The sequence below is a fragment of the Bradyrhizobium ingae genome (genome assembly GCF_055791185.1).
Map to the genome: position 1 here is coordinate 1 of NZ_JBVUBB010000050.1, position 22,864 is coordinate 22,864.

Here is a 22,864-nt window from a genome sequence, read left to right on the forward strand (position 1 = left end):
AATCAGGAACCGCCATTTCTGAAGGTAATTCCGTTCAATCGTCCGATCGAAGCTATTGTCGCGCATCGAACCCTCCCTGCTGGGCTGGATTCGATCACCGAATTAATGAACTTGCACAGCAATGACGCTCGTGGTGGTTCGTCAGTCTCGCAGAGACTCAAGGCTTCTCGGCCGCGAGCTTGATCCGCTACTTCTGACACTTCGGGCACCAGAACGTCGAACGTCCGTTCTGAGTGAAGCGCTTCACGATGCCGCCGCAGCCCGGCGTCTTGCAGGGCTCGCCTTCGCGATCATAAACCTTGAAGGAATGCTGGAAATAGCCGAGCTCGCCGGTGGTCTGGCGATGATCGCGCAACGACGAGCCGCCGGCCTTGATCGCATCGTTCAACACGGCGTGGATTGCAGAGACGAGCCGCTTCGCATGATCGGTCGGCTCTTCCCTCTTCCTGGCCAGCGTCGCAGCCGACCTCCGCGGCGACAGATGCGAGCGATGCAGCGCCTCGCAGACATAGATGTTGCCAAGCCCTGCCACCACGCGCTGGTCGAGCAGCGCGGCCTTCAGGCTGGTCTTCTTGCCGGCGCAGGACTGCGCCAGCATCGCGGCGTCGAATTCGTTGCCGAGCGGCTCGGGGCCGAGCCCGCGCAATAGCGGTTCGTCCTCGAGCGCATTGCGCGCGATCACTTTCATGTAACCGAAGCGACGCGGATCGTTGAACACGATATCGGCGCCCGAGGACATGCGAAACAGCACGTGGTCGTGCGTCGAATCCTTGCTCCTCGGATAGTGAAATTCTCCCGGCGACTTTTCATCATCCGGCTTGATCACGCGGAATGAGCCGGACATCCCGAGATGCATCAACAGCACGTCGCCGGAGGCGAGATCGGCCATGAGGTATTTTGCGCGCCGGCCGAGCCCGGTGATCACCTGGCCCTGCAGCCGTGCCACGAAATCCGGTTGAAAGGGAAAGCGCAAATCGGCCCTGCGGGCCTCCGCCTTGACGATCTTGGCGCCTTCCATGACGGGCTGGAGGCCGCGGCGGACGGTCTCGACTTCGGGCAATTCAGGCATGGTGGGCATTCACCTTATGGAGGCGGTGTGATAGCGGCATTGCGGCGGGCGCGCTATGGTCCGCCTCGTGGAGTAGAGTAATGGATCGGCCGGGCGAAACCACGCATTTTGGCTTCAGGGACGTCCCCCTGAGCGACAAGCAGACGCTGGTGAACGATGTGTTTCACAGCGTTGCATCGCGCTATGACCTGATGAACGACCTGATGTCCGGTGGCCTGCACCGGGTCTGGAAGGACATCATGATCAACGCGCTCGACCCGCCCAGGAGTGACCGGCCGTTCGCGCTGCTCGACGTCGCCGGCGGCACCGGCGATATCTCGTTCCGCGCCGCCAAGGCGGCGGGTCCCGGCTTTCATGCCACGGTCTGCGACATCAACGCCAACATGCTGGCCGTGGGGCGCGAACGCGCCGAGAAGCGGCATCTCGACACCCAGGTCGACTTTGTCGAGGGCAATGCCGAAGCGCTCGCCTTTGCCGATCGCAGCTTCGATGCATATACGATAGCTTTCGGAATCCGCAACGTGCCGCGGATCGATCTCGCGCTCAGCGAGGCTTATCGGGTGCTGAAGCCGGGCAGCCGCTTCCTGTGCCTGGAGTTCTCCACTGTCGAGATGCCCGGGCTCGATCGTCTCTACGACCTGTTCTCGTTCAAGGTGATTCCGCCGCTTGGCCGCATGGTCACGGGCGATGCCGAATCGTATCAGTATCTCGTCGAATCCATCCGCAAATTCCCCAAGCCGAACGCCTTCGCCGACATGATCCGCGAGGCCGGCTTCTCCCGCGTCAGCTGGCAGACCCTGTCCGGCGGCATCGTCGCACTGCATTCAGGCTGGCGTTTGTGATCTCTGCCATTACCCACATTGCGCGTCTTGCCCGCGCCGCGATCGTGTTCGCGCGCGAGGGCGTATTCGGCGCCGTCGACCCGAGCCTGGTGCCGCCGCCCGGACAGCTCGCCCTGAAGCTTGCCCGCCTCGTCGAACGGCGCGGCCCAAAGCATGGACCGCGGCTGTCCCGCGCACTGACCCGGATGGGCCCGGCCTATCTCAAGCTCGGCCAGTTCCTGGCAACGCGCCCGGACGTCGTCGGCGTCGTCATGGCGCGCGATCTCGAAAGCCTGCAGGATCGCCTGCCGCCGTTTTCGCAAGCCGAAGCGGAAAACGCGATCGCGACATCGCTGGAGCGGCCGCTGACGGAGGTGTTCGCGAGCTTCGGTCCGCCCGTTGCGGCAGCCTCGATCGCGCAGGTGCACCGCGGCGAAGTGCTCCGTGACGGCGTGCGCAAGCCGGTCGCGATCAAGGTGCTGCGGCCCAACGTCGCCGCGCGCTTCCGGCGCGACCTCTCCGATTTCTTCTTCGTCGCGCACAAGGCCGAGGCCTATTCGGCCGAAGCGCGGCGGTTGCGCCTCGTCGAGGTCATCAACACCATGTCGCGCTCCGTCGCCATGGAAATGGACCTGCGGCTGGAAGCAGCTGCGCTGTCGGAGATGGCAGAGAATACCCAGAACGATCCGGATTTCCGCATTCCGACCGTCGACTGGGATCGCACCACGCACAACGTGCTGACGATGGAATGGATCGACGGCATCGCGCTGAACGACCATGCGCGCTTGCAGCAAGCCAATGTCGACCTGCCCGATCTCGGCCGCAAGATCATCCAGAGCTTTCTGCGCCACGCGCTGCGCGACGGCTTCTTCCACGCCGACATGCATCCGGGCAATCTGTTCCTGGACGATGCCGGACGTCTCGTCGCGGTCGATTTCGGCATCATGGGCCGGCTCGGCCTGAAGGAGCGGCGCTTCCTCGCCGAAATCCTGCTCGGCTTCATCACCCGCGACTATCGCCGCGTGGCGGAGGTGCATTTCGAGGCGGGCTATGTGCCTTCGCACCATTCGGTCGAGAACTTCGCGCAGGCGATCCGCGCCATCGGCGAGCCGATCCACAACCGCACCGCCGAGGAGATCTCGATGGCGCGGCTGCTCACGCTCCTGCTCGAGGTCACCGGCCTGTTCGACATGACGACCCGGCCCGAGCTCATCCTGCTCCAGAAGACGATGGTGGTGGTCGAGGGCGTGGCGCGCGGCTTCGATCCCAGGCTCGACATCTGGAAGACCGCCGACCCCGTGGTGCGCGAATGGATCGAGCGCAATCTCGGACCCATCGGCCGGGTGCAGGGCGCGCTCGCCGGTACCGGCGACATCGCGCGCGTGCTGATGGGCCTGCCAGATATCGCCGCGCGCTCGGTCAAGGTGCTGGAGCAGCTCGAGACCATGACGCGCGAGGGCCTGCGGCTGTCGCCGGAGAGCATCGCGGCCATGGGCCGCAGCGAGGGCCGCAAGAACCGCTGGCGCACGGTGGCACTCTGGATCATCGCCGCGACCTTCATCGGAATCCTGATCGCCGTCCGGAATCTGTGATCGCCAAGCCTGATTGCAGTGCAATCAAGTTTGTGATAGCATTGCTATCATTCCGTGCTGGAGGGCGTCATGGCGAGCCTGACCATCCGCAAGCTCGACGAGAACGTCAAAACCTATTTGCGCCTGCGCTCGGCCAAGAATCGCAGGTCGGTCGAGGAAGAGGTCCGGGTCATCCTGCGGGAGCTGATCGAGGGCCGCGAGGAGCCGCTGACGCCGTTTACGGCACCGCCCGCGGTGTCCTCCACTCCCGCATCCCCACGTGCGAGCGCCCTCCCCGAGGCCAGCGTCACCCTGATCATCGGTGGCGGCATCGCAGCCTACAAGTCGCTCGACCTGATCCGCCGGCTCAAGGAGCGGCGTGTCGAGGTCCGCTGCGTGCTGACCAAGGCCGCGCAGCAATTCGTCACGCCGCTGGCCGCCAGCGCGCTGTCGCATGAGCGCGTCTATACCGACCTGTTCGACCCCCAGAGCGAGTTCGACGCCGGCCACATCCGCCTGGCGCGCGACTGCGACCTGATCGTCGTGGCACCCGCGACCGCCGATCTGATGGCCAAGATGGCATGCGGTCACGCCGACGATCTCGCCAGCGCCATCCTGCTCGCCACTAACCGAAAGATCCTGCTGGCGCCGGCGATGAATCCGCTGATGTGGAACAACGCCGCGACACGCCGCAACGTAAGCTTGCTCCAGCGCGACGGCGTCGTGATGATCGGCCCCAATGCCGGCGAGATGGCGGAAGCCGGCGAAGCGGGCGTTGGCCGAATGTCCGAGGCGGTCGAGATCGCGGCAGCCGCCGAGCGTCTGCTGCGGCCACCGGTGCCGCGGCCGCTCGCCGGCAAGCGCGTGCTGATCACCGCCGGACCCACCCACGAGCCGATCGATCCGGTGCGCTACATTGCCAACCGCTCCTCCGGCAAGCAGGGCTTTGCCATTGCCGCCGCGGCGCAGGCGGCGGGCGCCGAGGTAATCCTGGTGAGCGGCCCGGTCGACCTCGACGATCCCGACGGCGTCAACGTCAAGCATGTGGAATCGGCCCGGCAGATGCTGGAGCATGTCCAGGCCTCGCTTCCGGTCGATATCGCCATCTTCGCAGCAGCCGTTGCCGACTGGCGCGTCGCCAATGAGGGCGAGCAGAAGCTGAAGAAGACATCGGCCGGCATGCCGCCGCTACAGCTCGTCGAAAACCCCGACATCCTCGCCACGATCTCGAAACTGACCGACAAGCGCCCGCCGCTGGTGATCGGCTTTGCCGCCGAGACCGAGCATCTCATCGACAACGCGAAGGCCAAGCTCGCGCGCAAGGGCTGCGACTGGATCGTCGCCAATGACGTCTCGCCGGCAACCGGCGTGATGGGCGGCGACCGCAACACCGTGCATCTGCTCAGCCGCAAAAGCGGTGGGGAGGACGGCGAGATTGCGGTTGATTCCTGGCCGGTGATGACCAAGGAACAGGTCGCCACCGAGCTGATCGCGCATGTCGTAAAGAGCGTGGCCGACAAATCCCTGGAGCCCGCATCTTGAGCACGAAGGTCACCGTCGAACTGCAACGACTGGCTCATGCCGAAGGCCTGCCGCTGCCGGCCTACCAGACGGCCGAGGCTGCCGGTCTCGACCTGATGGCCGCTGTTCCCGAGAGCGAACCTCTGGCGCTCGTCCCCGGCAAGCACGCGCTGGTGCCGACGGGCCTCGCGATCGCATTGCCGGCCGGGTACGAGGCGCAGGTGCGGCCACGTTCGGGACTCGCCGCCAAGCACGGCGTCACCGTGCTGAACTCGCCCGGAACGATCGATGCGGACTACCGCGGCGAGATCAAGGTGATCCTGATCAATCACGGCGATACGCCGTTCGTGATCCAGCGCGGCGAGCGCATCGCGCAGATGGTGATCGCGCCGGTGGTTCAGGCCGCCCTGGTTCCCGTCGCCACGCTGTCGGCGACCGATCGCGGCGCCGGCGGCTTCGGCTCGACCGGACGCTGACACAGTCGCGAGTTGGCTTCACCTCTCTCGCTTGCGGGAGAGGGAGCGCACCTTCATCGTGGCGAGCAATCCGCACGGCGCACTAAGGCACGGCAACTCCAGCCGAATCACCCGCAGAGCTACATGAACCTGGAACCGCCTGGCCCGGCATTTTTTTGGGGCCACCTTTGCGTTCACGATCTGGACTCTTACCGCTGGAGTCACGAAGGGGATATTGTCTTTTGATTCGCGCGCGGCGGGGGAAATCGCCGAGCGTAAATTCGTGCGGTCTTGGGGCAATTATGTCAGGCGTGATCGTGTCGATGCGTCGGACGCTGCTGTCGTGCACGTCATTGGCGCGCAACGGCCTGATCGGCGGCGCTCTCGCGGCGTTGCTTCCGGCTGCGCCGGCGAATGCCGCCGAGCTCATCGACACACTTTCCACACTGCTGGACTTCAACCGGCAGGAAATCGCGGTACTGGCGACCGCGCTCGCTTTGCTGGGCTTCTCGGTGGTCGCCGCGATCCTGTTGATGCGGACCCGCGTCCGCACGGCGAAGAACGAGGAGCAGTTGCAGACCAGGATCGGGGAACTGCAGCTCCAGGCCGACCGCTTTGGCGCGCTGCTGTTTGCCGAGCCGCAGATCCTGATCTCCTGGCCCGCAGGCGATAATCGCGCCCAGATTTCCGGCGACATCTCCATGGTGCTGCCGCGTGATTCCTCGCCGCAGCGGGTGCTCGCGTTTGGAACTTGGCTGCCGCCGGAGCCGGCGCTTCAGATGGATCACGCCGTCGATGCGCTGCGCGAGCATGGCGACGGGTTCCAGCTCAACCTGTCGACCGCGAGCGGCCGCACGCTCGAGGCGATCGGCCGCGCCATCGGCGGCCAGGCCATTGTCCGGATCCGCGAACTCTCGGGGCTGCGGCGCGAGCTCGCGGAAACGAATTTGCGCCACAAGGCGCTGCTCGACGAGACCGAGATGCTGCGTGGCTTTGCCGCCGCCAGCCCCTGGCCGATCTGGGCCAAGAACGCGAACGGCGCGCTCGCCTACGCCAATCCCGCTTATGTGCGGGCGACCGAGGCCTTGAGCGTCACCGACGCCCAGGAGCGCAAGCTCGAGCTTTTGGACAGCGCCGACCGCGCCGACATGGAGCGTGGGCTGAAGGACGCGGCCGGCTTCACCTCGCGCCTGCCGATCGTGATCGGCGGCGAGCGCCGCATCTATGACGTGCGTGCCGTCAATGTCGGCGACGGCAGCGTCGGTGTCGCGATCGACGCCAGCGAAGCGGATGCGCTGAGCTCGGCGCTGGTGCGGATGGCGGAAGCGCACCGCCGCACCCTCGATCAGCTCTCCTCCGGCGTTGCCGTATTCGACGGGCAGCGGCGGCTTGCCTTCTACAATGATTCTTATCGCCGGCTCTGGGACCTCGACCGCACCTTCCTCGATGCCAATCCCGATGATTCCAGCGTGCTGGACCAGCTCCGCGCCGCGCGAAAGCTGCCGGAGCAGCCGGACTTCCGCGCCTGGAAGGCCAAGCTGCACGAGGCCTATCGCGCGGTCGAGACCGCCCATGACACCTGGTTCCTGCCCGACGGTCGTGCGCTCTCCGTGGTCACCACGCCAAGCCCCGAAGGCGGCGTCACCTATCTGTTCGACGACGTCACCGAGAGTCTCGATCTTGCGCGCCGCTTCGACGGCCTGATCCGCGTGCAACGCGAGACGCTGGACAGCCTCGCCGAGGGCGTGGCGGTGTTCGGCAGCAATGGCAAGGTCCAGTTGTCGAACCCGGCCTTCGCGCGGATGTGGAAGCTGTCGAACGAGGCGTTGCGCGAGCAGCCGCACATCCAGGCCGTGGAGGGCTGGTGTCAGCCGCTGTTCGACGAGGCGAACGTCTGGCGGCAGATCCGCGAGGCCATCACCTCGATCGAGAATCGCGTCGACGTGCCGCTGAAGCTGGAACGCAAGGACGGCAGCGTGGTCAACGGCATGATCCGGCCGCTGCCCGACGGCGCCACCATGCTGACTTTCCAGGACATCACCGACACCGAGAATGTCGAGCGTGCGCTGCGCGAGCGCAACGAAGCGCTGGAAGCCGCCGACCAGATGAAGGTGGATTTCGTCCACCACGTTTCCTACGAGCTGCGCGCCCCGCTCACCACCATCATCGGCTTCGCGCATTTCCTCAGCGATCCCTCCACCGGCCCGCTGACGCCGAAGCAGGCCGAATATCTCGACTACGTCACCAAATCGACCAACGCGCTGCTCGCGTTGACCAACAACATTCTCGATCTTGCGACCATCGATGCCGGCGCGATGAAGCTCGAGCTCGGCCCGGTCGACGTCTCCAAGACGATCGAGCTTGCCGCCGAGGGCATCCAGGACCGGCTCGCCACCGATCGCATCCGCCTCAAGGTCGAGATCGCGCCCGACGTCGGCAACTTCATTGGCGACGAGAAGCGCGTGGTGCAGGTACTCTATAACCTGCTCGCCAACGCGGTCGGCTTCTCGCCACAGGATTCGACCGTCGGGATCAGCGCGCGCCGCACCGAGCGCAGCGTGGTCTTCACCGTGACAGATTCCGGGCCTGGAATACCTGCCGACATGAAGGACAAGGTCTTCAACTGGTTCGAAAGCCGCTCGCAAGGCTCGCGCCATCGCGGCGCCGGGCTCGGCCTGTCGCTGGTGCGCTCCTTCGTCGAACTGCATGGCGGCAAGGTGCGGGTGGATTCGATCGTCGGCAAGGGCACGACCGTGACCTGCGATTTTCCGACCGACCAGGCGGCGCATCGCGACGCCGCCGAATGACCGCATCAACGACATTCTCCGTCGCGCTTTTCAACGAGACGGCCACTGCACAACTGATGGCCGACCTCGCGCTGCTGGTCGGACCCGGCGACGTCATCACACTTTCCGGCGATCTCGGCGCCGGCAAGACCGCGGCCGCACGCGCCATGATCCGCTATCTCGCTGATGACGCGATGCTGGAGGTGCCGAGCCCGACCTTCACGCTGGTGCAGGGCTATGAGCTGCCGCCGTACCCGGTGCTCCATGCCGATCTCTATCGCGTCGAGGACGAAGGCGAGCTCGAGGAGATCGGTCTGTCGCCGCTGCCCGAAGCCACGCTCGTCCTCGTCGAATGGCCGGAGCGCGCGCCGTCCGCCTTGCCTGCGGATCGCATCAATATCGCGATCACGCACCGACCGGCGCTTGGATCGACCGCGCGCGCGGCCGACATCACCGGCTACGGCAAGGCCACAGCGACGGTCGCGCGGCTGAAGGCGCTGCGTGAATTCCTCGACAGGTCCGGCTTCATGGACTCGACGCGGCGGCGCATGAATGGCGACGCCTCGACCCGCTCCTATGCGCGGCTGCTCCGCGACGACGGCATCGTCATCCTGATGAATTTTCCGAGGCGCCCGGATGGCGCCGCGATCTATGACGGCAAGTCCTACAGCGCTGCCGTGCACCTGGCCGAAGACGTCAAGCCGTTCGTCGCGATCGACGAAGGCCTGCGCGCGCAGGGTATCTCTGCCCCTTTCATCCACCATTCCGATCTCGACCATGGCTTCCTGATCACGGAGGACTTTGGCAGCGAGGGCGTCATCGAAGGCGATCCGCCGCGCCCCATTGCCGAACGCTACGAGGTCGCGACCGACGCACTGGCAGCACTGCACGGCAGGGCGTTGCCGGAGATATTGCCGCTGTCCGGTCATGGCGACTACGCCATTCCCATCTTCGACCCCGAGGCACTCCTGATCGAGATCGGGCTGATGCCGGAATGGTACCTCCCCGATCGCGACGCCCCGCTGAGCGAGGAGCGGCGCGCCGAATTCTTCGCGATGTGGCGCGAGCTGCTCGCAAAGCCGTTGGCCGCGCCGAAGACCTGGGTGCTCCGCGACTATCACTCGCCCAATCTGATCTGGCTTGCCGACCGCGCAGGCATCGCGCGTCTCGGCATGATCGACTTCCAGGACACCGTGCTCGGGCCGCAATCCTATGACGTCGTGTCGCTGCTACAGGACGCCCGCATCGACGTGCCCGAGAGCCTCGAGCTGGCGCTGCTGTCGCGCTACATCAAGGCGCGCCGCGCTGGCGATGCCGACTTCGACCCGGCGGGCTTTGCCGAGCTCTACGCCATCATGTCGGCGCAGCGGAATACGCGTCTGCTCGGCACCTTTGCGCGCCTCAACCGCCGCGACGGAAAGCCGCATTATCTGCGTCACCAGCCGCGGATCTGGACCTATCTTCAGCGCTCGCTGGCCCATCCGTCACTGGCCCATATGCGCGACTGGTACCTCGCCAACGTTCCGCCACCTAAGGCGCGATGAGATTGGGTTGAACCGTCATCGCGCTTTAGGTTGTTGTTTGCGCATGATCTCCGCGCAAACGCGTTCCGCGTTGTCGCGAGGGAAAACCGCTTCGCATTTTTCCGGATCATGCTCCAAAGGCTGATTTACCGGCTGTTAGCCATCGCAGCCGTAATCTCGCCCGCTGGAGGCCGCAAAGATACGGGAAGCGAGGACGGATGGCAGCGAGCACGGAACGACGCAAGGGCGATCGTGTCGTCTTCGAGCGCGGGATACCTGCCCATATGATGGGAATTGACGGGACCTGGCGGCGCGATTGCACCATGGAGGACGTTTCCGAGACCGGTGCCAAGCTGACCATCGAGGGCTCCGTCGAGGGCCTGCACCTCAAGGAGTTTTTTCTGCTGCTGTCCTCGACCGGATTGGCCTACCGGCGCTGCGAGCTGGCCTGGGTCAATGGCGACCAGATCGGCGTCAACTTCCTGAAACAGGGCGACAAGAGGAAAAAGGCGCGGTCCACATCGGCGGGAGCTTGATTGCAACACCCGTCGTACAAACGTCATCCCAGGTGATTATGGCGGTTTGGCCAGCTGATCCGCGTGCTAGGATTGCTGGGGCCGCAAAACTTCAGGTTTTCGAGAAAGTCAGGCATGCCCGTCAAACCAACCAAAGCCATGGTGCTCGCAGCCGGCCTCGGCCTGCGTATGCGCCCCCTGACGGAAAAGATGCCCAAGCCACTGGTCAGCGTAGCGGGCCAGCCACTGCTCGACCATGTGCTCGACAAGCTCGGCGAGGCCGGCGTCGCTGAGGCCGTGGTCAACGTGCACTATTTGCCGGACCAGATCATCGACCATGTCGCCGGCCGCAAGCGGCCACAGGTGATCATCTCCGATGAGCGCGACCAGGTGCTCGGCACCGGCGGCGGCGTGGTCAAGGCGCTGCCGCTGCTCGGCGATGCCCCCTTCTTCCACGTCAACTCCGACACGCTCTGGATCGACGGCGTGCGCTCCAACCTGGAGCGGCTCGCGGAGAATTTCGATCCGGCGCGGATGGACATCCTGCTGTTGATGGCGCCGACTGCAAGCAGCATCGGCTATGGCGGCCGCGGCGACTATTCGATGCTGCCGGATGGTGCTCTGCGTGCTCGCCGCGAAAATCAGGTGGTGCCGTTCGTCTATGCGGGCGCGGCCATCATCTCACCGGCCATCTTTGCGGGCGCGCCCAAGGGTGAGTTCTCGCTGACGAAAATGTTCGACCGCGCCGGCGAGCAGGAGCGGCTGTTCGGCCTCCGCCTCGACGGCCTGTGGATGCATGTCGGCACCCCCGACGCCGTGCAGGCCGCCGAAGAGGCGTTTCTGGAGAGCGTGGCGTAAGGCGTTCTCGTGTCCCGGACGCGGTGCAGCGCGCAGCGGTGCACCGCAGAGCCTGGACCCACACAAGCCCACAGCCGTAATGACGCAATGTGGGCCCCGGCTCAGCGGCGCGTCATTTCATGCCGCGCCGCGTCCGGGGCAAGAGAGCAGGTGATGTGGCGAACAACGGGGAAGACCCCATGACCATTTGAAACTGCTTACCTATATTGGCGCCTGATCCCCGAATCAGGCAGCTCATGCGCGTCTTCACCGTTCCAGTTTCGGTTCCCTTCCTGCGCACGGTCGTCGCCGCGCTGCTCGACGGCCGGCTGGTCGACGGCTTTGAGGCGCGCAGGGAACCGGCCCGGCTGGCGGATGCGACGCTCTATCTGCCGACGCGGCGTGCAATGCGCGTGGTGCGCGAGATCTTTCTGGAGGAGATGAAGGCGGACGCGGTGGTGCTGCCGCGCATCGTCGCCCTCGGCGATATCGACGAGGACGAGCTCGCCTTTGCCGACGAGGCCGAGCAGTTTTCCGGCACGACACCACTCGACATACCACCACGCCTCGGCGAGCTCGAACGCAGGTTGACGCTGGCGCGGCTGGTCGCGGCCTGGGCCAAGGGCGAGGTGTTGGCGCCGCTGGTGGTCGGCGGCCCCGCCTCGACACTGGCGCTCGCCTCGGATCTTGCGCGCCTCATCGACGATATGGTGACGCGCGGCGTCGACTGGAGCGCGCTCGACGGGCTCATTCCCGACCAGCTCGATCAATACTGGCAACATTCGCTTCAGTTCCTGCGCATCGCGCGCGAGGCCTGGCCCAGCCATCTCGCCGAGATCAACCGGATCGAACCCGCGGCGCGGCGCGATCAACTGATTGCCGCAGAAGCCAAGCGGCTGACCGCACATCCCGCAGGGCCCGTGATCGCAGCGGGCTCGACCGGCTCGATGCCGGCCACCGCAAAATTCCTGCACGCGGTTGCTTCGCTCCCGCATGGCGCAGTGGTGCTGCCGGGGCTCGACACCGATCTCGACGAGGACGCCTGGCGGACCATCGGCGGTGTGCGCGATGCGCTGGGCAAGTTTGCGGAACATCCCGCCTCGAACCATCCGCAATACGCCATGCACGCGCTGTTGCAGCGCTTCGGCATCAAGCGCGGCGACGTCGACGTCCTCGAGCCTCCGTCGGAAGGCGGTCGCGATCTCCTGGCCTCCGAATCGATGCGGCCGTCAAGCGCGACCGAGAAATGGCACGACCGGCTGAAGCAGAGCGACGTCGCCGGCAAGATCGCCGCCGGCATGAAGGGGCTGGCCGTCGTCGAGGCGCCCAACCCCGAGATGGAAGCGCTCGCGATCGCGATCGCGATGCGCGAGGCGCGACATCTCGACAAATCCGCCGCGCTGGTGACACCGGATCGGGCACTGGCCCGGCGGGTGATGGCGGCGCTCGCGCGCTGGGATCTCACCTTCGACGATTCCGGCGGCGACGTGCTGATGGAAACCTCCGCCGGCACCTTTGCGCGCCTTGCGGCGGAAGTCGCCACAATGGGCCTGGAGCCGCCGACCTTGCTCGCGCTCCTGAAGCATCCGCTGTGCCGGCTCGGCGCTGCCCCCGGCGCGTGGACGGCAGCGATCGAGGGCCTGGAGCTTGCGGTGTTGCGCGGCACCCGCCCGCCGTCCGGCACGGCCGGGCTCGCGCGCGATTTCACCCGCTTCCGCGATGAGCTTGCAAAACTCTGGCGGAGCGAGGTCTCCGCGCTGCATCGCAGTGAGCCCCGCGCGCGGCTCAGGGACGAGGACCTCGCCCGGATCCAGGCGCTGATCGCGGCGTTGCAAGCGGCGCTGGCGCCGATCGAGAGCCTGGCATCGTCAAAACCTCACGATTTCGCCGAGCTCGCGCATCGTCATCGCGAGATCCTGATCGCGCTGTCGCGCGACGAGCACGACGTTTCGCTTGCCTTCGAGGACCGCGAGGGACTGGCGCTCGCCGCCGCCTTCGACGATCTCCTGCGCGGCGGCACGACGAGCGGGCTGGTGGTGCCACTGCCGGATTACGCGGATGTCTTCCAGACCGCGTTCGGCGACCGCGCGGCGCGGCGGCCGGACAAGCCCGGCGCGCGGCTCCAGATCTATGGTCCACTGGAATCGCGCCTGATGCAGACCGACCGCATCATCATCGGCGGGCTGATCGAAGGCGTGTGGCCGCCCTCGCCGCGCATCGATCCCTGGCTCAGCCGCCCGATGCGGCACGAGCTCGGCCTCGACCTGCCGGAGCGTCGTATCGGCCTCTCCGCGCATGACTTCGCGCAGCTGCTCGGCGCCGACGAGGTAATTCTCACCCATTCCGCCAAGGCCGGCGGCGCGCCGGCGGTGGCGTCGCGCTTCCTGCATCGGCTGGAGGCGGTTGCGGGCCGTGATCACTGGAAGACGGCACAACGCGCTGGCGAAAAATACGTCCAGTACGCGAGCGCGCTGGACCTGCCCGACGAGGTCAAGCCGATCAAGCAGCCCGAGCCGCGGCCGCCGCGCGCGACGCGGCCACTGAATCTGTCGGTCACCGCGATCGAGGACTGGCTGCGCGATCCCTACACGATCTATGCGAAATACATTTTGCGGCTCGATGCGCTCGATCCCGTCGACATGCCGCTTTCGGCGGCCGATCGCGGTTCTGCGATCCATGATGCGCTGGGCGAGTTCACCGAGACCTATGCCGCCCGCTTGCCGCAGGACCCGGTACGTGTCCTGCGTGCGATCGGCGAAAAGCACTTTGCGCCACTGATGGAGCGCCCCGAAGCGCGGGCGTTGTGGTGGCCGCGTTTCCAGCGCATCGCCCGCTGGTTCGGCGAATGGGAGCAGGCGCGCCGCGATGCGATCGAGGCAATCACGGCGGAAACCCACGGCGAGATCTCGATCACGCTCGACAATGAGCGCAGCTTCCGCCTCTCCGCGCGCGCCGATCGGATCGAGCAGCGCCAGGGCGGCGGTTACGCGATCCTGGACTACAAGACCGGCCAACCGCCGACCGGCAAGCAGGTGCGCATGGGATTGTCGCCACAGCTCACGCTGGAAGCAGCGATCCTGCGCGAGGGCGGTTTTCCCGGCATCGACGCCGGCTCATCCGTCAGCCAGCTCGTTTACGTTCGCCTGAGCGGCAACAACCCGCCGGGCGAGGAGCGCATTCTCGAGCTCAAGATCAAGCCGAGTGACACACCGCAGCCGCCGGACACCGCAGCCGCGGAAGCGCGAAACAAGCTGGAAGCGCTGATCCGCGCCTTCGAGGACGAGAACCAGGCCTACACCTCGCTGAACCTGCCGATGTGGACCAACCGCTACGGCAGCTATGACGATCTCGCGCGCATCAAGGAATGGTCCGCCGCCGGCGGTTTGGGGATCGAGGAATGGTGAAGGCGCCGCGTCCCATCCCCGATGCCGTGCGCGCGACGCAGGCGCGCGCGTCCGATCCGAACGCATCGGCCTTCGTGTCGGCCAATGCCGGTTCGGGCAAGACCCATGTGCTGGTGCAACGCGTGATCCGCCTGTTGCTGTCGGGCGTGCCGCCGGAAAAGATCCTCTGCATCACCTTCACCAAGGCGGCCGCCGCCAACATGGCCGAGCGCGTGTTCACGACGCTCGGCCACTGGGTGACGCTGGATGACACAGCGCTCGACGATGCGATCCGCGCGGCCGGCATCCCCTACCCCAGCGCAAAATTGCGGCGCGAGGCGCGAAAGCTGTTCGCCTGCGCGCTGGAAACGCCAGGCGGCTTGAAAGTGCAGACCATCCACGCGCTATGCACCCGCCTGCTCCAGCAGTTTCCGTTCGAGGCCAACGTGCCCGCGCGCTTCGCCGTGATCGACGAGCGCGACCAGACCGACATGATGGAACGCGCCAATCTGAAGGTGCTGCTGGAGGCCGCGCGCGATCCTGAAAGCGTCACCGGCCGCGCCTTGCTCACGGCAATGGCGAACGCCGCCGACGTCACCTTCAAGGAGGTCGTGCGCGAAGCCTGCCTGAGCCGCGACCATTTCATGGCCTGGACCGATGCGGCCGGCAGCGCGCAAGCAGCAGTTGCTGAGATGGCGGCGGTGCTGGGCGTCGATGCCGCTGACCGCGTGGTGGACATCGAGCTTGAAATTCTCGATGGTCCGTTCCTGCCGCGAGCGCGCTGGGACGATATCGCCTTTGCGCTGGAGGACGGCAGCAAGTCAGACAACGACCAGGCGGAGCGACTGCGTGCCGCAAAAGTGTTTTCCGATAGCGCGCAGGTCGATGCCTATCTGAGCGTTTTCCTCACCGACGAGAAGCTGCCGCGCAAGGCGGTACTGACCAAGAAGTTCGGCGATCACAACCCCTCCGTGGCGCGCCTGTTTGAGGCCGAGGCGCAGCGTCTCGGCGCATTGATCGAGAAACGCCGCGCGGTCACCATGCGCGACCGCACCGAGGCTCTCCTGCATATCGCGACCGCCGCAGCTGCGAACTACCGCCGGGAAAAGCAGGAGCGCGGCCTGCTCGACTACGACGACCTCATCGACAAGACGCTGACGATGCTGAACCGTGTCAGCTCGGGCTGGGTGCACTACAAGCTCGATCGCGGCGTCGATCACGTGCTGATCGACGAGGCGCAGGACACCAGCCCGCGGCAATGGGACATCGTCGCGCACATCATCTCCGAGTTCACGGCCGGAGAAGGCGCACGCGAGGGGCTCAACCGCACCATCTTCGCTGTCGGCGACGAGAAGCAGTCGATCTTCTCCTTCCAGGGTGCCGCGCCGCACGAGTTCGACGCACGCCGGCGCGAGCTGCATCGCAAGTTCACCGCGGCCGGCCTGAAATTCGATCCGGTCGCGTTCACCTATTCGTTCCGCTCGGGCGCCACGATCCTGCACTCCGTGGACCACGTGTTCCGTGAGCCCGAGGTCTACAAGAGCATCCACGCGATCGAGATCGGCCATCCCCTGCACAATGCGCTCAGCGATGCCGGTCCGAGTCTGATCGAGCTCTGGGATCTTGCCGAAGCCGACGACAAGCAGGATATCGAGGGCTGGCGCGCGCCGTTCGACGGCGTCGCCGTCACCAGCCCCGAGGTGAAGCTCGCCCGCCGCATCCAGGCCGAGATCAAGTGTCTGGTGGAGAGCGGCACACTGACGGGACATGCCGGCGAGCGGCGGGCCTTACGCTATGGCGACATGCTGATCCTGGTGCGACGGCGCGGCAATGCGTTCGACGCGGTGATCCAGGCGTTGAAGCATGCCGGCGTCCCCGTCGCCGGCGCCGATCGGCTGAAGCTCACCGAGCACATCGCTATCATCGATTTGATGAACCTCGCCGATGCGCTGCTGCTGCCGCAGGACGACCTTGCGCTCGCGGTGGCGCTGAAGAGCCCGCTGTTCGGCCTCGATGACGACGACCTGTTCACGCTCGCCTGGGATCGCAAGGGATCGCTGCGCCGCGCGCTGGCCGAGCACGCGCGCGGAAGCGAGAAATTCGCAGCCGTGCAGCGCCGGCTCGAGGCCTGCGAAGCCCACGCGCGCAACGAGACGCCGTTCGCCTTTTACGCCTGGCTGCTGGGCGGCGACGAGGGCCGCGCGCGCATCCTGCGCCGGCTCGGCTTTGAGGCCAACGACGCGCTCGACGAATTTCTGGAGCTCGCGCTCAACTATGAGCGCAAGGCGCCGGCCTCGCTGCAGGGCTTCATGGCCTGGCTGCGCTCGGCCGACACCGAGGTCAAGCGCGACATGGAGATCTCGCGCGACGAGGTTCGCGTCATGACCGTGCACGGCGCCAAGGGCCTGGAGGCCTCCGTGGTGTTCATGGTCGACACTACGTCCTCGCCCGCGGACACGCAGCGCTTGCGCCTGATCCAGGTGCCGCGCGACAATGGCGGCGAGGTCGTGGTCTGGGCCGGGCGGAAGGCGGACGATCCGAAACCCGTCATCGACGCGCGCAAGGCCATGCTCGCGGAGACCGAGGACGAATATCGCCGCCTGCTCTACGTCGCGATGACGCGCGCGGCCGACCGGCTGATCGTCGGCGGATGCATGCCCGGCAACATGAACACGGTGCGAAAGCTCTGCTGGTACGATCTCGTCGACAAGGGCCTCACCGGTTCCGGTCTTGAGAAGCAGACGATCGAGACGCCGCTCGGCAAGGTGACCCGCTTTGCCCGGCCGGAGGACGTCGCGGCGCTGGGCACCCCCGCGACCTCGACCGAGGAAACCATCGCCCTGCCAGATTGGCTGCGAAGCCCGGCGCCGAGGGAGATCCTCGATGACGATCCGGTGCGCCCCTCCGGCCAGGCCGCTGAGGGAGGCCGCGCGGTCCGGACCGGCGAATCGGTCCAGTCCCGGGCCCTTGCATTGCAACGCGGCACGCTGGTGCACCGGCTGCTGCAATCCCTGCCTGACATCGCCGCCGACCGCAGGCGCGATGCCGCGCTCGGTTTCATGGCGCGCAACGCCGCGGATTGGCCGGAGGCCGACCGCGCCGCGCTGGCCGACAAGGTGCTCGCCTTGATCGCCGCGCCGCGTTTCGCCGCCCTGTTCGCCGCCGGCAGCCGCGCCGAGGTTGCGATCGTCGGTCGGATCGAACGATCCGGCCGGCCGCCGGCGCTGGTGTCGGGCCAGATCGACCGGATTGTGGTGACCCCGGATGAGGTCCTGATCGTCGATTTCAAGACCAACCAGGTGGCGCCGAAGAGCGCCGCGGAGGCGCCGGCGGCGTATGTCCGGCAGCTTGCGCTGTACCGGGCGGTGCTCTCCCGGCTTTATCCGCAAAAGCCGATCGCGGCGGTCCTGCTCTGGACCGAGACCCTTGAATATATGGAGATTTCCGCGCCCGCGCTGGACGCGGCGCTGACATCCCTTCATGTCGGCGTGAGCATCCTTGACCCGGCAAGGCGCCGTTCATAGGTTGACGCCATGATCTTTGGCGCGATTCTGCGTCGCGCCGTTTCCTTTCAACCGAACGAGGTACTCCAATGGCCGTTGGCAAGGTTTCTGACACCGATTTCGAAGCCGAAGTGCTCAAGGCGAACGGCCCGGTGGTCGTCGATTTCTGGGCCGAATGGTGCGGCCCCTGCCGCATGATCGCACCTGCGCTCGACGAGATCGCCGGCGCGATGGGCGACAAGGTCAAGATCGTCAAGCTCAACGTCGACGAGAGCCCGAAAACCGCGTCGAAGTACGGCGTGATGTCGATTCCGACCCTGATGATCTTCAAGGGCGGCGAGATGGCCTCCCGCCAGGTCGGCGCGGCGCCGAAGGCGAAGCTCCAGCAGTGGATCACTGCTGCGGTCTGATCCGTTCAGCCAGGATTATTTTCGACAACGGCCGGCGCAATGCCGGCCGTTTTGCGTTGGGAGGGCATGTCCTGAGTTGACGAGGCCCGCCCTTGCCTGCCCCTCCCCGAAAACGCGCGCGCAGATCCACCTCCTTCGCTGCCATGGAAGCGCACTCGGTCGATGTCATTCCGCGCGGCCCGGAATGGCAGTATGAGCCGAAATGGGATGGTTTTCGCTGCCTGCTCTCGCGCGACGGCGAGAACGTCGATCTCCGCTCCAAATCCGGCGAGGATCTCGCGCGCTATTTTCCCGAGCTCGTGGCCGCTGCACTGAAGCTCAAGGCGAGCAGCTTCGTGCTCGACGGTGAGATCGTCGTGCCGCAGGGCAAGGGCTTTTCCTTCGATGCGCTGCTGCAACGAATTCATCCCGCTGCCAGCCGGGTGAAGAAGCTCGCGCAGGACACGCCGGCGCTCTATCTCGCCTTCGATCTGCTGAGAAGCGTCAAAGACAGGCAGCTTGCCCGAAAGCCGCTGACCGAGCGAAGGCCGGCGCTGGAAGCTTTCGCGAAAGCCAATTTCCGGAACAACACGAGCTTCCGGCTCTCACCGGTCACATCGAGCCATGCGACAGCGCAAAAATGGCTGGCGCAATCCGGCGGCGGCTCGGACGGCGTCATCGCCAAGCGCATAGACCTGCCCTATCAGGCCGGCAGTCGCGAAGGCATGCAGAAGATCAAAAGATTTCGCAGCGCCGATTGCGTGGTCGGCGGCTTCCGCTATGCCACCAACAAGATCGCCGGCCGCAGGGTGGTCGGCTCGCTGCTGCTCGGGCTCTATGACGACAAGAGCCTCCTGCATCATGTCGGTTTCACCTCGGCGATCAAGCAAGGAGAGAAGCCGGCTTTGACCGACAGGCTGGAGGCGCTGATCGGCGAGCCCGGCTTCACCGGCAATGCGCCGGGCGGCCCCAGCCGCTGGTCGACTGAACGCTCGGCGAAATGGTGCCCGCTCAGGCCGAAGCTGGTGGTGGAGGTCTGCTACGACCATTTCAGCGGCGAACGCTTTCGCCACGGCACCTCGATCCAGCGCTGGCGGCCCGACAAGGCACCGCGGCAATGCACCTTCGAGCAGTTGAAGCAGAAGGCCGCCGATCCCATGAAGCTGCTGAAGCAGGCCTAGCCGGTTACCCGGATTTCGCGGAGCCTGTCATCGGGCGGCGCGTTGCGCCGACCCGTCGGCTCCATCCGGGCTACACGGCGAAGATGTCTATCTGATCCACCCCGTCGCCAACGCGTTCGCGAGCTCGCTCTGGCCATTGCGCCGTGCCAGCGCGGCCATGGCCTCGTGATCGTAAGCGATGTGGCGAAACGTCACCTGCCACGCACCGTTCACCAGCTCAAGGATTGCATAGCGCGCGTGCGGCGAGCCGGCCTCGACGAGATGCGGATACGGATGCTCGTCGCGATAGCCGGGGCTGCCGACGCTGCCGGGATTGACGATCATCCGGCCGTCACGCAGCCGAACGGCCCGTGCAAGATGCGTGTGCGCGCAGAGGATCAGGGATTGCGCGATGCTTTTTGCGAACCGCTCGATGCGATCCAGCGGCGACATCGCGACCGTCCCGTCGGGATGAACGGTGTCGAGCCAATAGACTTCGTCGTCCTCAGGTGTCGCGTGGCACAGGAATACCTGGTCGCGAAACACGCGCGTCATCGGCTGCGCACGCAGCCAGTCCAGATGCGAACCATCCAGCTGCGCATGGGCAGGACGATCCCATGAGCCCATCTTCTCGGGCGGGCGGTCGAGGAGATAGCGGTCGTGGTTGCCGAGCACGTGCACGGCATCCAGAGCCATCAGCATATCGATCGTCCGGCGCGCATCGAGCGGGCCGCTCAGCATGTCGCCGAGATCGACGATGTCCTTGATGCCCTGCGTGCGGATGTCGGCGAGAACCGCCTCCAGCGCGAGATAGTTTCCGTGGACGTCGGCAATCGCGGCAAAACGCATCGTCACTCCCTATCTCGTGCCCCGGCTCTGCGTCGCGTCCGGGACACGAGAGCCTTATGCAGGAGGCGTGCCGTTGATCCCGAGCACGTGGCCGGCGAGATAGAGCGAGCCGGTGATCAGGATGCGCGGCGGCACTTCATAGGCGAGCCGTGACAGCGCACGCAGCGCGGCCTCGACGCCCGGCGAGGTCTCGACGCGCATGCCGAAACTGCGTGCGGCATCCGCAAGCCGGTCGACCGGCATGGCGTTCTCGGTCTCCGGAATCGGCACCGCGATGATGTGACGGGTGAGGCCGGCGAAATTCGCCAGGAACCCCTGCGCGTCCTTGTTGGCCATCATGCCGGCGATCACCACCAGGGGACGCGACACCCGTTCCTCGAGGTCGCCGAGCGCGGCCGCCGCGACGCGGCCGCCTTCGGCATTGTGGCCGCCGTCGAGCCAGACCTCGGAGCCCTGCGGCCCCCAGCCGAGCAGCGCACCGGAGGTGATCCGCTGCATCCGCGCCGGCCATTCGGCGCCGACGATGCCGGCTTCGAACGCCGCATGAGGTATCTTGAAGATGCTCACCGCGCGCAGCGTCGCGATCGCAAGGCCGGCATTGTCGAACTGGTGACGGCCGAACAGGCGCGGCGCTGCAAGATCCATCAGGCCGCGGTCGTCGGAATAGACGAGACGCCCGTGCTCGACATTGACGTGCCAGCTCTCGCCGGCGGCAAACAGCGGCGCACGCATGCGCTTGGCCTGCGCCTCGATCACAGTCATGGCCTCGCCCGGCTGCTCGGCCGATATCACGGGCACGCCGCGCTTGATGATCCCTGCTTTCTCGCCGGCGATCGAGGCTAGCGTATCGCCGAGGAAGTCCATGTGGTCCATGCTGACCGGCGTGATCACGGAGGCCGCGGGCGTGTCGATCACGTTGGTCGAATCGAGCCGCCCACCGAGGCCGACCTCCAGCAGCACCACATCGGCCGGATGTCGCGCGAACAAATGAAAGGCGGCGGCGGTCTTGAGCTCGAACACGGTCGCGGCTTCGCCGGCATTGACGCGCTCGACTTCTTCAAGCGCGGCACGCAATTCGTCATCCCCAACCAGCACGCCGCCGTTGAGGCGGCCGAGCCGGAAGCATTCGTTGATCCGGACCAGATACGGAGAGGTATAGGCGTGAACGCGCAGGCCCGCTGCTTCCAGCGTTGCGCGGAGATAAGCGAGCGTCGAGCCCTTGCCGTTGGTGCCGGCAATGTGGATCACCGGCGGCAGCTTGCGCTCGGGGTTGCCGAGCCGCTCGAGCAGGCGGTGCATCCGCTCGAGCCCGAGATCGATGCGCTGCTGGTGCAGAGCCGACAACCGCCCGATCACGTCACCGAGCGACGACTTTGCGCTGTCAGCGGAGGCGTTCACGCGTGCGGTGCGGCCGGCGCCACGTCGGGAGCCGATACGATCTGCGCCGCGCTGGTAACCGGCTGCGCTGATTTCGACGCGCCCTCCAGTGCCGGCGACCTGGTCAGCAAACGGCAGAGCCGCGCCAGCGTCGGGCGCAGGTCGTGACGATGCACGACCATGTCGACCATGCCGTGCTCCTTCAGGTACTCGGCGCGCTGGAAACCTTCGGGGAGCTTTTCGCGGATGGTCTGCTCGATGACGCGAGCACCGGCAAAGCCGATCAGCGCGCCAGGCTCGGCGATCTGCACGTCGCCGAGCATCGCATAGGATGCGGTGACGCCGCCGGTGGTAGGATTGGTCAGCACAACGATATAGGGCTGCTTCGCCTCGCGCAGCATCTGCACGGCGACCGTGGTGCGCGGCATCTGCATCAGCGACAGGATGCCTTCCTGCATGCGCGCGCCGCCGGATGCCGCGAACACGATGAACGGCGACTTCTTTTCGACCGCGAGTTCGAGCCCGCGGACGATGGCTTCGCCCGCGGCCATGCCGAGGGAGCCACCCATGAAGTCGAAGTCCTGCACGGCGATGACGACGGCGGCGCCTTCGAGCTTGCCATAGCCGACCTTGATCGCATCATTCAGATTGGTGCGGGCGCGCGCATCCTTGATGCGGTCGGCGTATTTCTTCTCGTCGCGAAATTTCAGCGGATCGGCAGCGACCTCCGGCAGCGCGACGTCGAACCAGGTCTCATTGTCGAAGATCGACTTGAGCCGCGCCACTGCGCCCATGCGCATGTGATAGTTCGAGCCGGGGATGACGAACTGGTTGGCCTCGACGTCCTTGTAGAACACGAGCTGCCCGGAATCCGGGCATTTGATCCACAAATTCTCCGGCGTCTCCCGCCGCAGCATGTTGCGGATTTTCGGCCGGACCACATTGGTGAGCCAGTTCATGGTTTGCTCCGATTAGCCATCCCGCCCTGGGAATCGCCTGAAGGGATATATGGCGGCCGGGACATTCCCCGGCAAGCCGCCGTGTGGTCCGCTTTAGAGCATGATCCGGAAAAGTGTGAAGCGGCTTTCCAACAGATCACGCACAA

17 protein-coding genes are annotated in these 22,864 nt (G+C 65.9%); 13 read left to right on the plus strand and 4 right to left on the minus strand.

The window, feature by feature from the left end:
• Positions 1 to 183: hypothetical protein (locus ACV1FX_RS37970; protein WP_473122637.1), on the plus strand; the 183-nt coding region annotated here is incomplete at its 5' end.
• Positions 184 to 187: 4 nt separating this feature from the next.
• Here ACV1FX_RS37970 and mutM read toward each other — a convergent pair.
• Positions 188 to 1,069 carry a bifunctional DNA-formamidopyrimidine glycosylase/DNA-(apurinic or apyrimidinic site) lyase gene (gene mutM / locus ACV1FX_RS37975; protein ID WP_473122638.1) on the minus strand — a complete coding sequence of 294 codons (882 nt, stop codon included), beginning with the start codon at positions 1,067 to 1,069 and terminating at the stop codon, positions 188 to 190.
• A gap of 80 nt (positions 1,070 to 1,149) precedes the next feature.
• Between mutM and ubiE the strand changes: the two genes are divergently transcribed.
• From ubiE to ACV1FX_RS38035, 12 genes are all read left to right on the plus strand, one after another.
• Positions 1,150 to 1,911, plus strand: coding sequence for a bifunctional demethylmenaquinone methyltransferase/2-methoxy-6-polyprenyl-1,4-benzoquinol methylase UbiE (gene ubiE, locus ACV1FX_RS37980; RefSeq protein WP_473122639.1), 762 nt, complete (start codon positions 1,150 to 1,152; stop codon positions 1,909 to 1,911).
• Positions 1,908 to 3,482: a 2-polyprenylphenol 6-hydroxylase gene (gene ubiB, locus ACV1FX_RS37985; protein ID WP_473122640.1), complete on the plus strand. Its 1,575-nt coding sequence runs from the start codon at positions 1,908 to 1,910 to the stop codon at positions 3,480 to 3,482. Before ubiE ends, ubiB begins: the two co-directional genes overlap by 4 nt.
• A 69-nt stretch (positions 3,483 to 3,551) precedes the next feature.
• Positions 3,552 to 5,003, plus strand: coding sequence for a bifunctional phosphopantothenoylcysteine decarboxylase/phosphopantothenate--cysteine ligase CoaBC (gene coaBC, locus ACV1FX_RS37990; protein WP_473122641.1), 1,452 nt, complete (start codon positions 3,552 to 3,554; stop codon positions 5,001 to 5,003).
• Positions 5,000 to 5,458: a dUTP diphosphatase gene (dut, locus tag ACV1FX_RS37995; RefSeq protein ID WP_473122642.1), complete on the plus strand. Its 459-nt coding sequence runs from the start codon at positions 5,000 to 5,002 to the stop codon at positions 5,456 to 5,458. The genes coaBC and dut overlap by 4 nt, the downstream gene beginning before the upstream one ends.
• Before the next feature lie 281 nt (positions 5,459 to 5,739).
• Complete coding sequence (locus tag ACV1FX_RS38000; RefSeq protein ID WP_473122643.1) at positions 5,740 to 8,244, plus strand: PAS domain-containing sensor histidine kinase; 2,505 nt, start codon at positions 5,740 to 5,742, stop codon at positions 8,242 to 8,244.
• Entirely contained in the window at positions 8,241 to 9,767 is a 1,527-nt protein-coding gene (tsaE, locus tag ACV1FX_RS38005) for a tRNA (adenosine(37)-N6)-threonylcarbamoyltransferase complex ATPase subunit type 1 TsaE (RefSeq protein WP_473122644.1), read from the plus strand. Before ACV1FX_RS38000 ends, tsaE begins: the two co-directional genes overlap by 4 nt.
• 197 nt (positions 9,768 to 9,964) lie before the next feature.
• On the plus strand, positions 9,965 to 10,282 hold the full coding sequence (locus tag ACV1FX_RS38010) for a PilZ domain-containing protein (RefSeq protein ID WP_473122645.1): 318 nt from the start codon (positions 9,965 to 9,967) through the stop codon (positions 10,280 to 10,282).
• A gap of 114 nt (positions 10,283 to 10,396) precedes the next feature.
• Entirely contained in the window at positions 10,397 to 11,119 is a 723-nt protein-coding gene (locus ACV1FX_RS38015; protein WP_473122646.1) for a nucleotidyltransferase family protein, read from the plus strand.
• Positions 11,120 to 11,355: 236 nt separating this feature from the next.
• Positions 11,356 to 14,502 (plus strand): double-strand break repair protein AddB, encoded by a 3,147-nt coding sequence (gene addB / locus ACV1FX_RS38020; RefSeq protein ID WP_473122647.1) that lies wholly within the window; start codon positions 11,356 to 11,358, stop codon positions 14,500 to 14,502.
• On the plus strand, positions 14,496 to 18,005 hold the full coding sequence (addA, locus tag ACV1FX_RS38025; protein ID WP_473122648.1) for a double-strand break repair helicase AddA: 3,510 nt from the start codon (positions 14,496 to 14,498) through the stop codon (positions 18,003 to 18,005). Before addB ends, addA begins: the two co-directional genes overlap by 7 nt.
• A gap of 68 nt (positions 18,006 to 18,073) precedes the next feature.
• Positions 18,074 to 18,394, plus strand: a complete 321-nt coding sequence (trxA, locus tag ACV1FX_RS38030) for a thioredoxin (RefSeq protein WP_473122649.1) — start codon at positions 18,074 to 18,076, stop codon at positions 18,392 to 18,394.
• A gap of 143 nt (positions 18,395 to 18,537) precedes the next feature.
• A complete protein-coding gene (locus ACV1FX_RS38035) occupies positions 18,538 to 19,554 on the plus strand; it encodes an ATP-dependent DNA ligase (protein ID WP_473122675.1) in 1,017 nt (338 codons plus the stop codon).
• A gap of 87 nt (positions 19,555 to 19,641) precedes the next feature.
• Here the strand turns inward: ACV1FX_RS38035 and ACV1FX_RS38040 are convergent, their stop codons facing one another.
• The 3 genes from ACV1FX_RS38040 to accD are packed head-to-tail and all read right to left on the minus strand — an operon-like array spanning position 19,642 to position 22,718.
• Complete coding sequence (locus tag ACV1FX_RS38040) at positions 19,642 to 20,382, minus strand: metallophosphoesterase family protein (protein WP_473122676.1); 741 nt, start codon at positions 20,380 to 20,382, stop codon at positions 19,642 to 19,644.
• 54 nt (positions 20,383 to 20,436) lie between these two features.
• Complete coding sequence (locus ACV1FX_RS38045; RefSeq protein ID WP_473122650.1) at positions 20,437 to 21,780, minus strand: bifunctional folylpolyglutamate synthase/dihydrofolate synthase; 1,344 nt, start codon at positions 21,778 to 21,780, stop codon at positions 20,437 to 20,439.
• Entirely contained in the window at positions 21,777 to 22,718 is a 942-nt protein-coding gene (gene accD, locus ACV1FX_RS38050; RefSeq protein WP_473122651.1) for an acetyl-CoA carboxylase, carboxyltransferase subunit beta, read from the minus strand. The genes ACV1FX_RS38045 and accD overlap by 4 nt, the downstream gene beginning before the upstream one ends.
• Between the last annotated feature and the right edge of the window lie 146 nt (positions 22,719 to 22,864).

Coding starts and splice junctions, on each gene's coding strand:
- ACV1FX_RS38040 (WP_473122676.1), bottom strand. CDS start 20,382: ATGCGTTTTGCCGCGATTGCCGACGTCCACGGAAACTATCTCGCGCTG.
- trxA (WP_473122649.1), top strand. CDS start 18,074: ATGGCCGTTGGCAAGGTTTCTGACACCGATTTCGAAGCCGAAGTGCTC.
- coaBC (WP_473122641.1), top strand. CDS start 3,552: ATGGCGAGCCTGACCATCCGCAAGCTCGACGAGAACGTCAAAACCTAT.
- addB (WP_473122647.1), top strand. CDS start 11,356: ATGCGCGTCTTCACCGTTCCAGTTTCGGTTCCCTTCCTGCGCACGGTC.
- ubiE (WP_473122639.1), top strand. CDS start 1,150: ATGGATCGGCCGGGCGAAACCACGCATTTTGGCTTCAGGGACGTCCCC.
- ACV1FX_RS38035 (WP_473122675.1), top strand. CDS start 18,538: ATGGAAGCGCACTCGGTCGATGTCATTCCGCGCGGCCCGGAATGGCAG.
- ACV1FX_RS38015 (WP_473122646.1), top strand. CDS start 10,397: ATGCCCGTCAAACCAACCAAAGCCATGGTGCTCGCAGCCGGCCTCGGC.
- tsaE (WP_473122644.1), top strand. CDS start 8,241: ATGACCGCATCAACGACATTCTCCGTCGCGCTTTTCAACGAGACGGCC.
- ACV1FX_RS38010 (WP_473122645.1), top strand. CDS start 9,965: ATGGCAGCGAGCACGGAACGACGCAAGGGCGATCGTGTCGTCTTCGAG.
- addA (WP_473122648.1), top strand. CDS start 14,496: ATGGTGAAGGCGCCGCGTCCCATCCCCGATGCCGTGCGCGCGACGCAG.
- mutM (WP_473122638.1), bottom strand. CDS start 1,069: ATGCCTGAATTGCCCGAAGTCGAGACCGTCCGCCGCGGCCTCCAGCCC.
- ACV1FX_RS38000 (WP_473122643.1), top strand. CDS start 5,740: ATGTCAGGCGTGATCGTGTCGATGCGTCGGACGCTGCTGTCGTGCACG.
- accD (WP_473122651.1), bottom strand. CDS start 22,718: ATGAACTGGCTCACCAATGTGGTCCGGCCGAAAATCCGCAACATGCTG.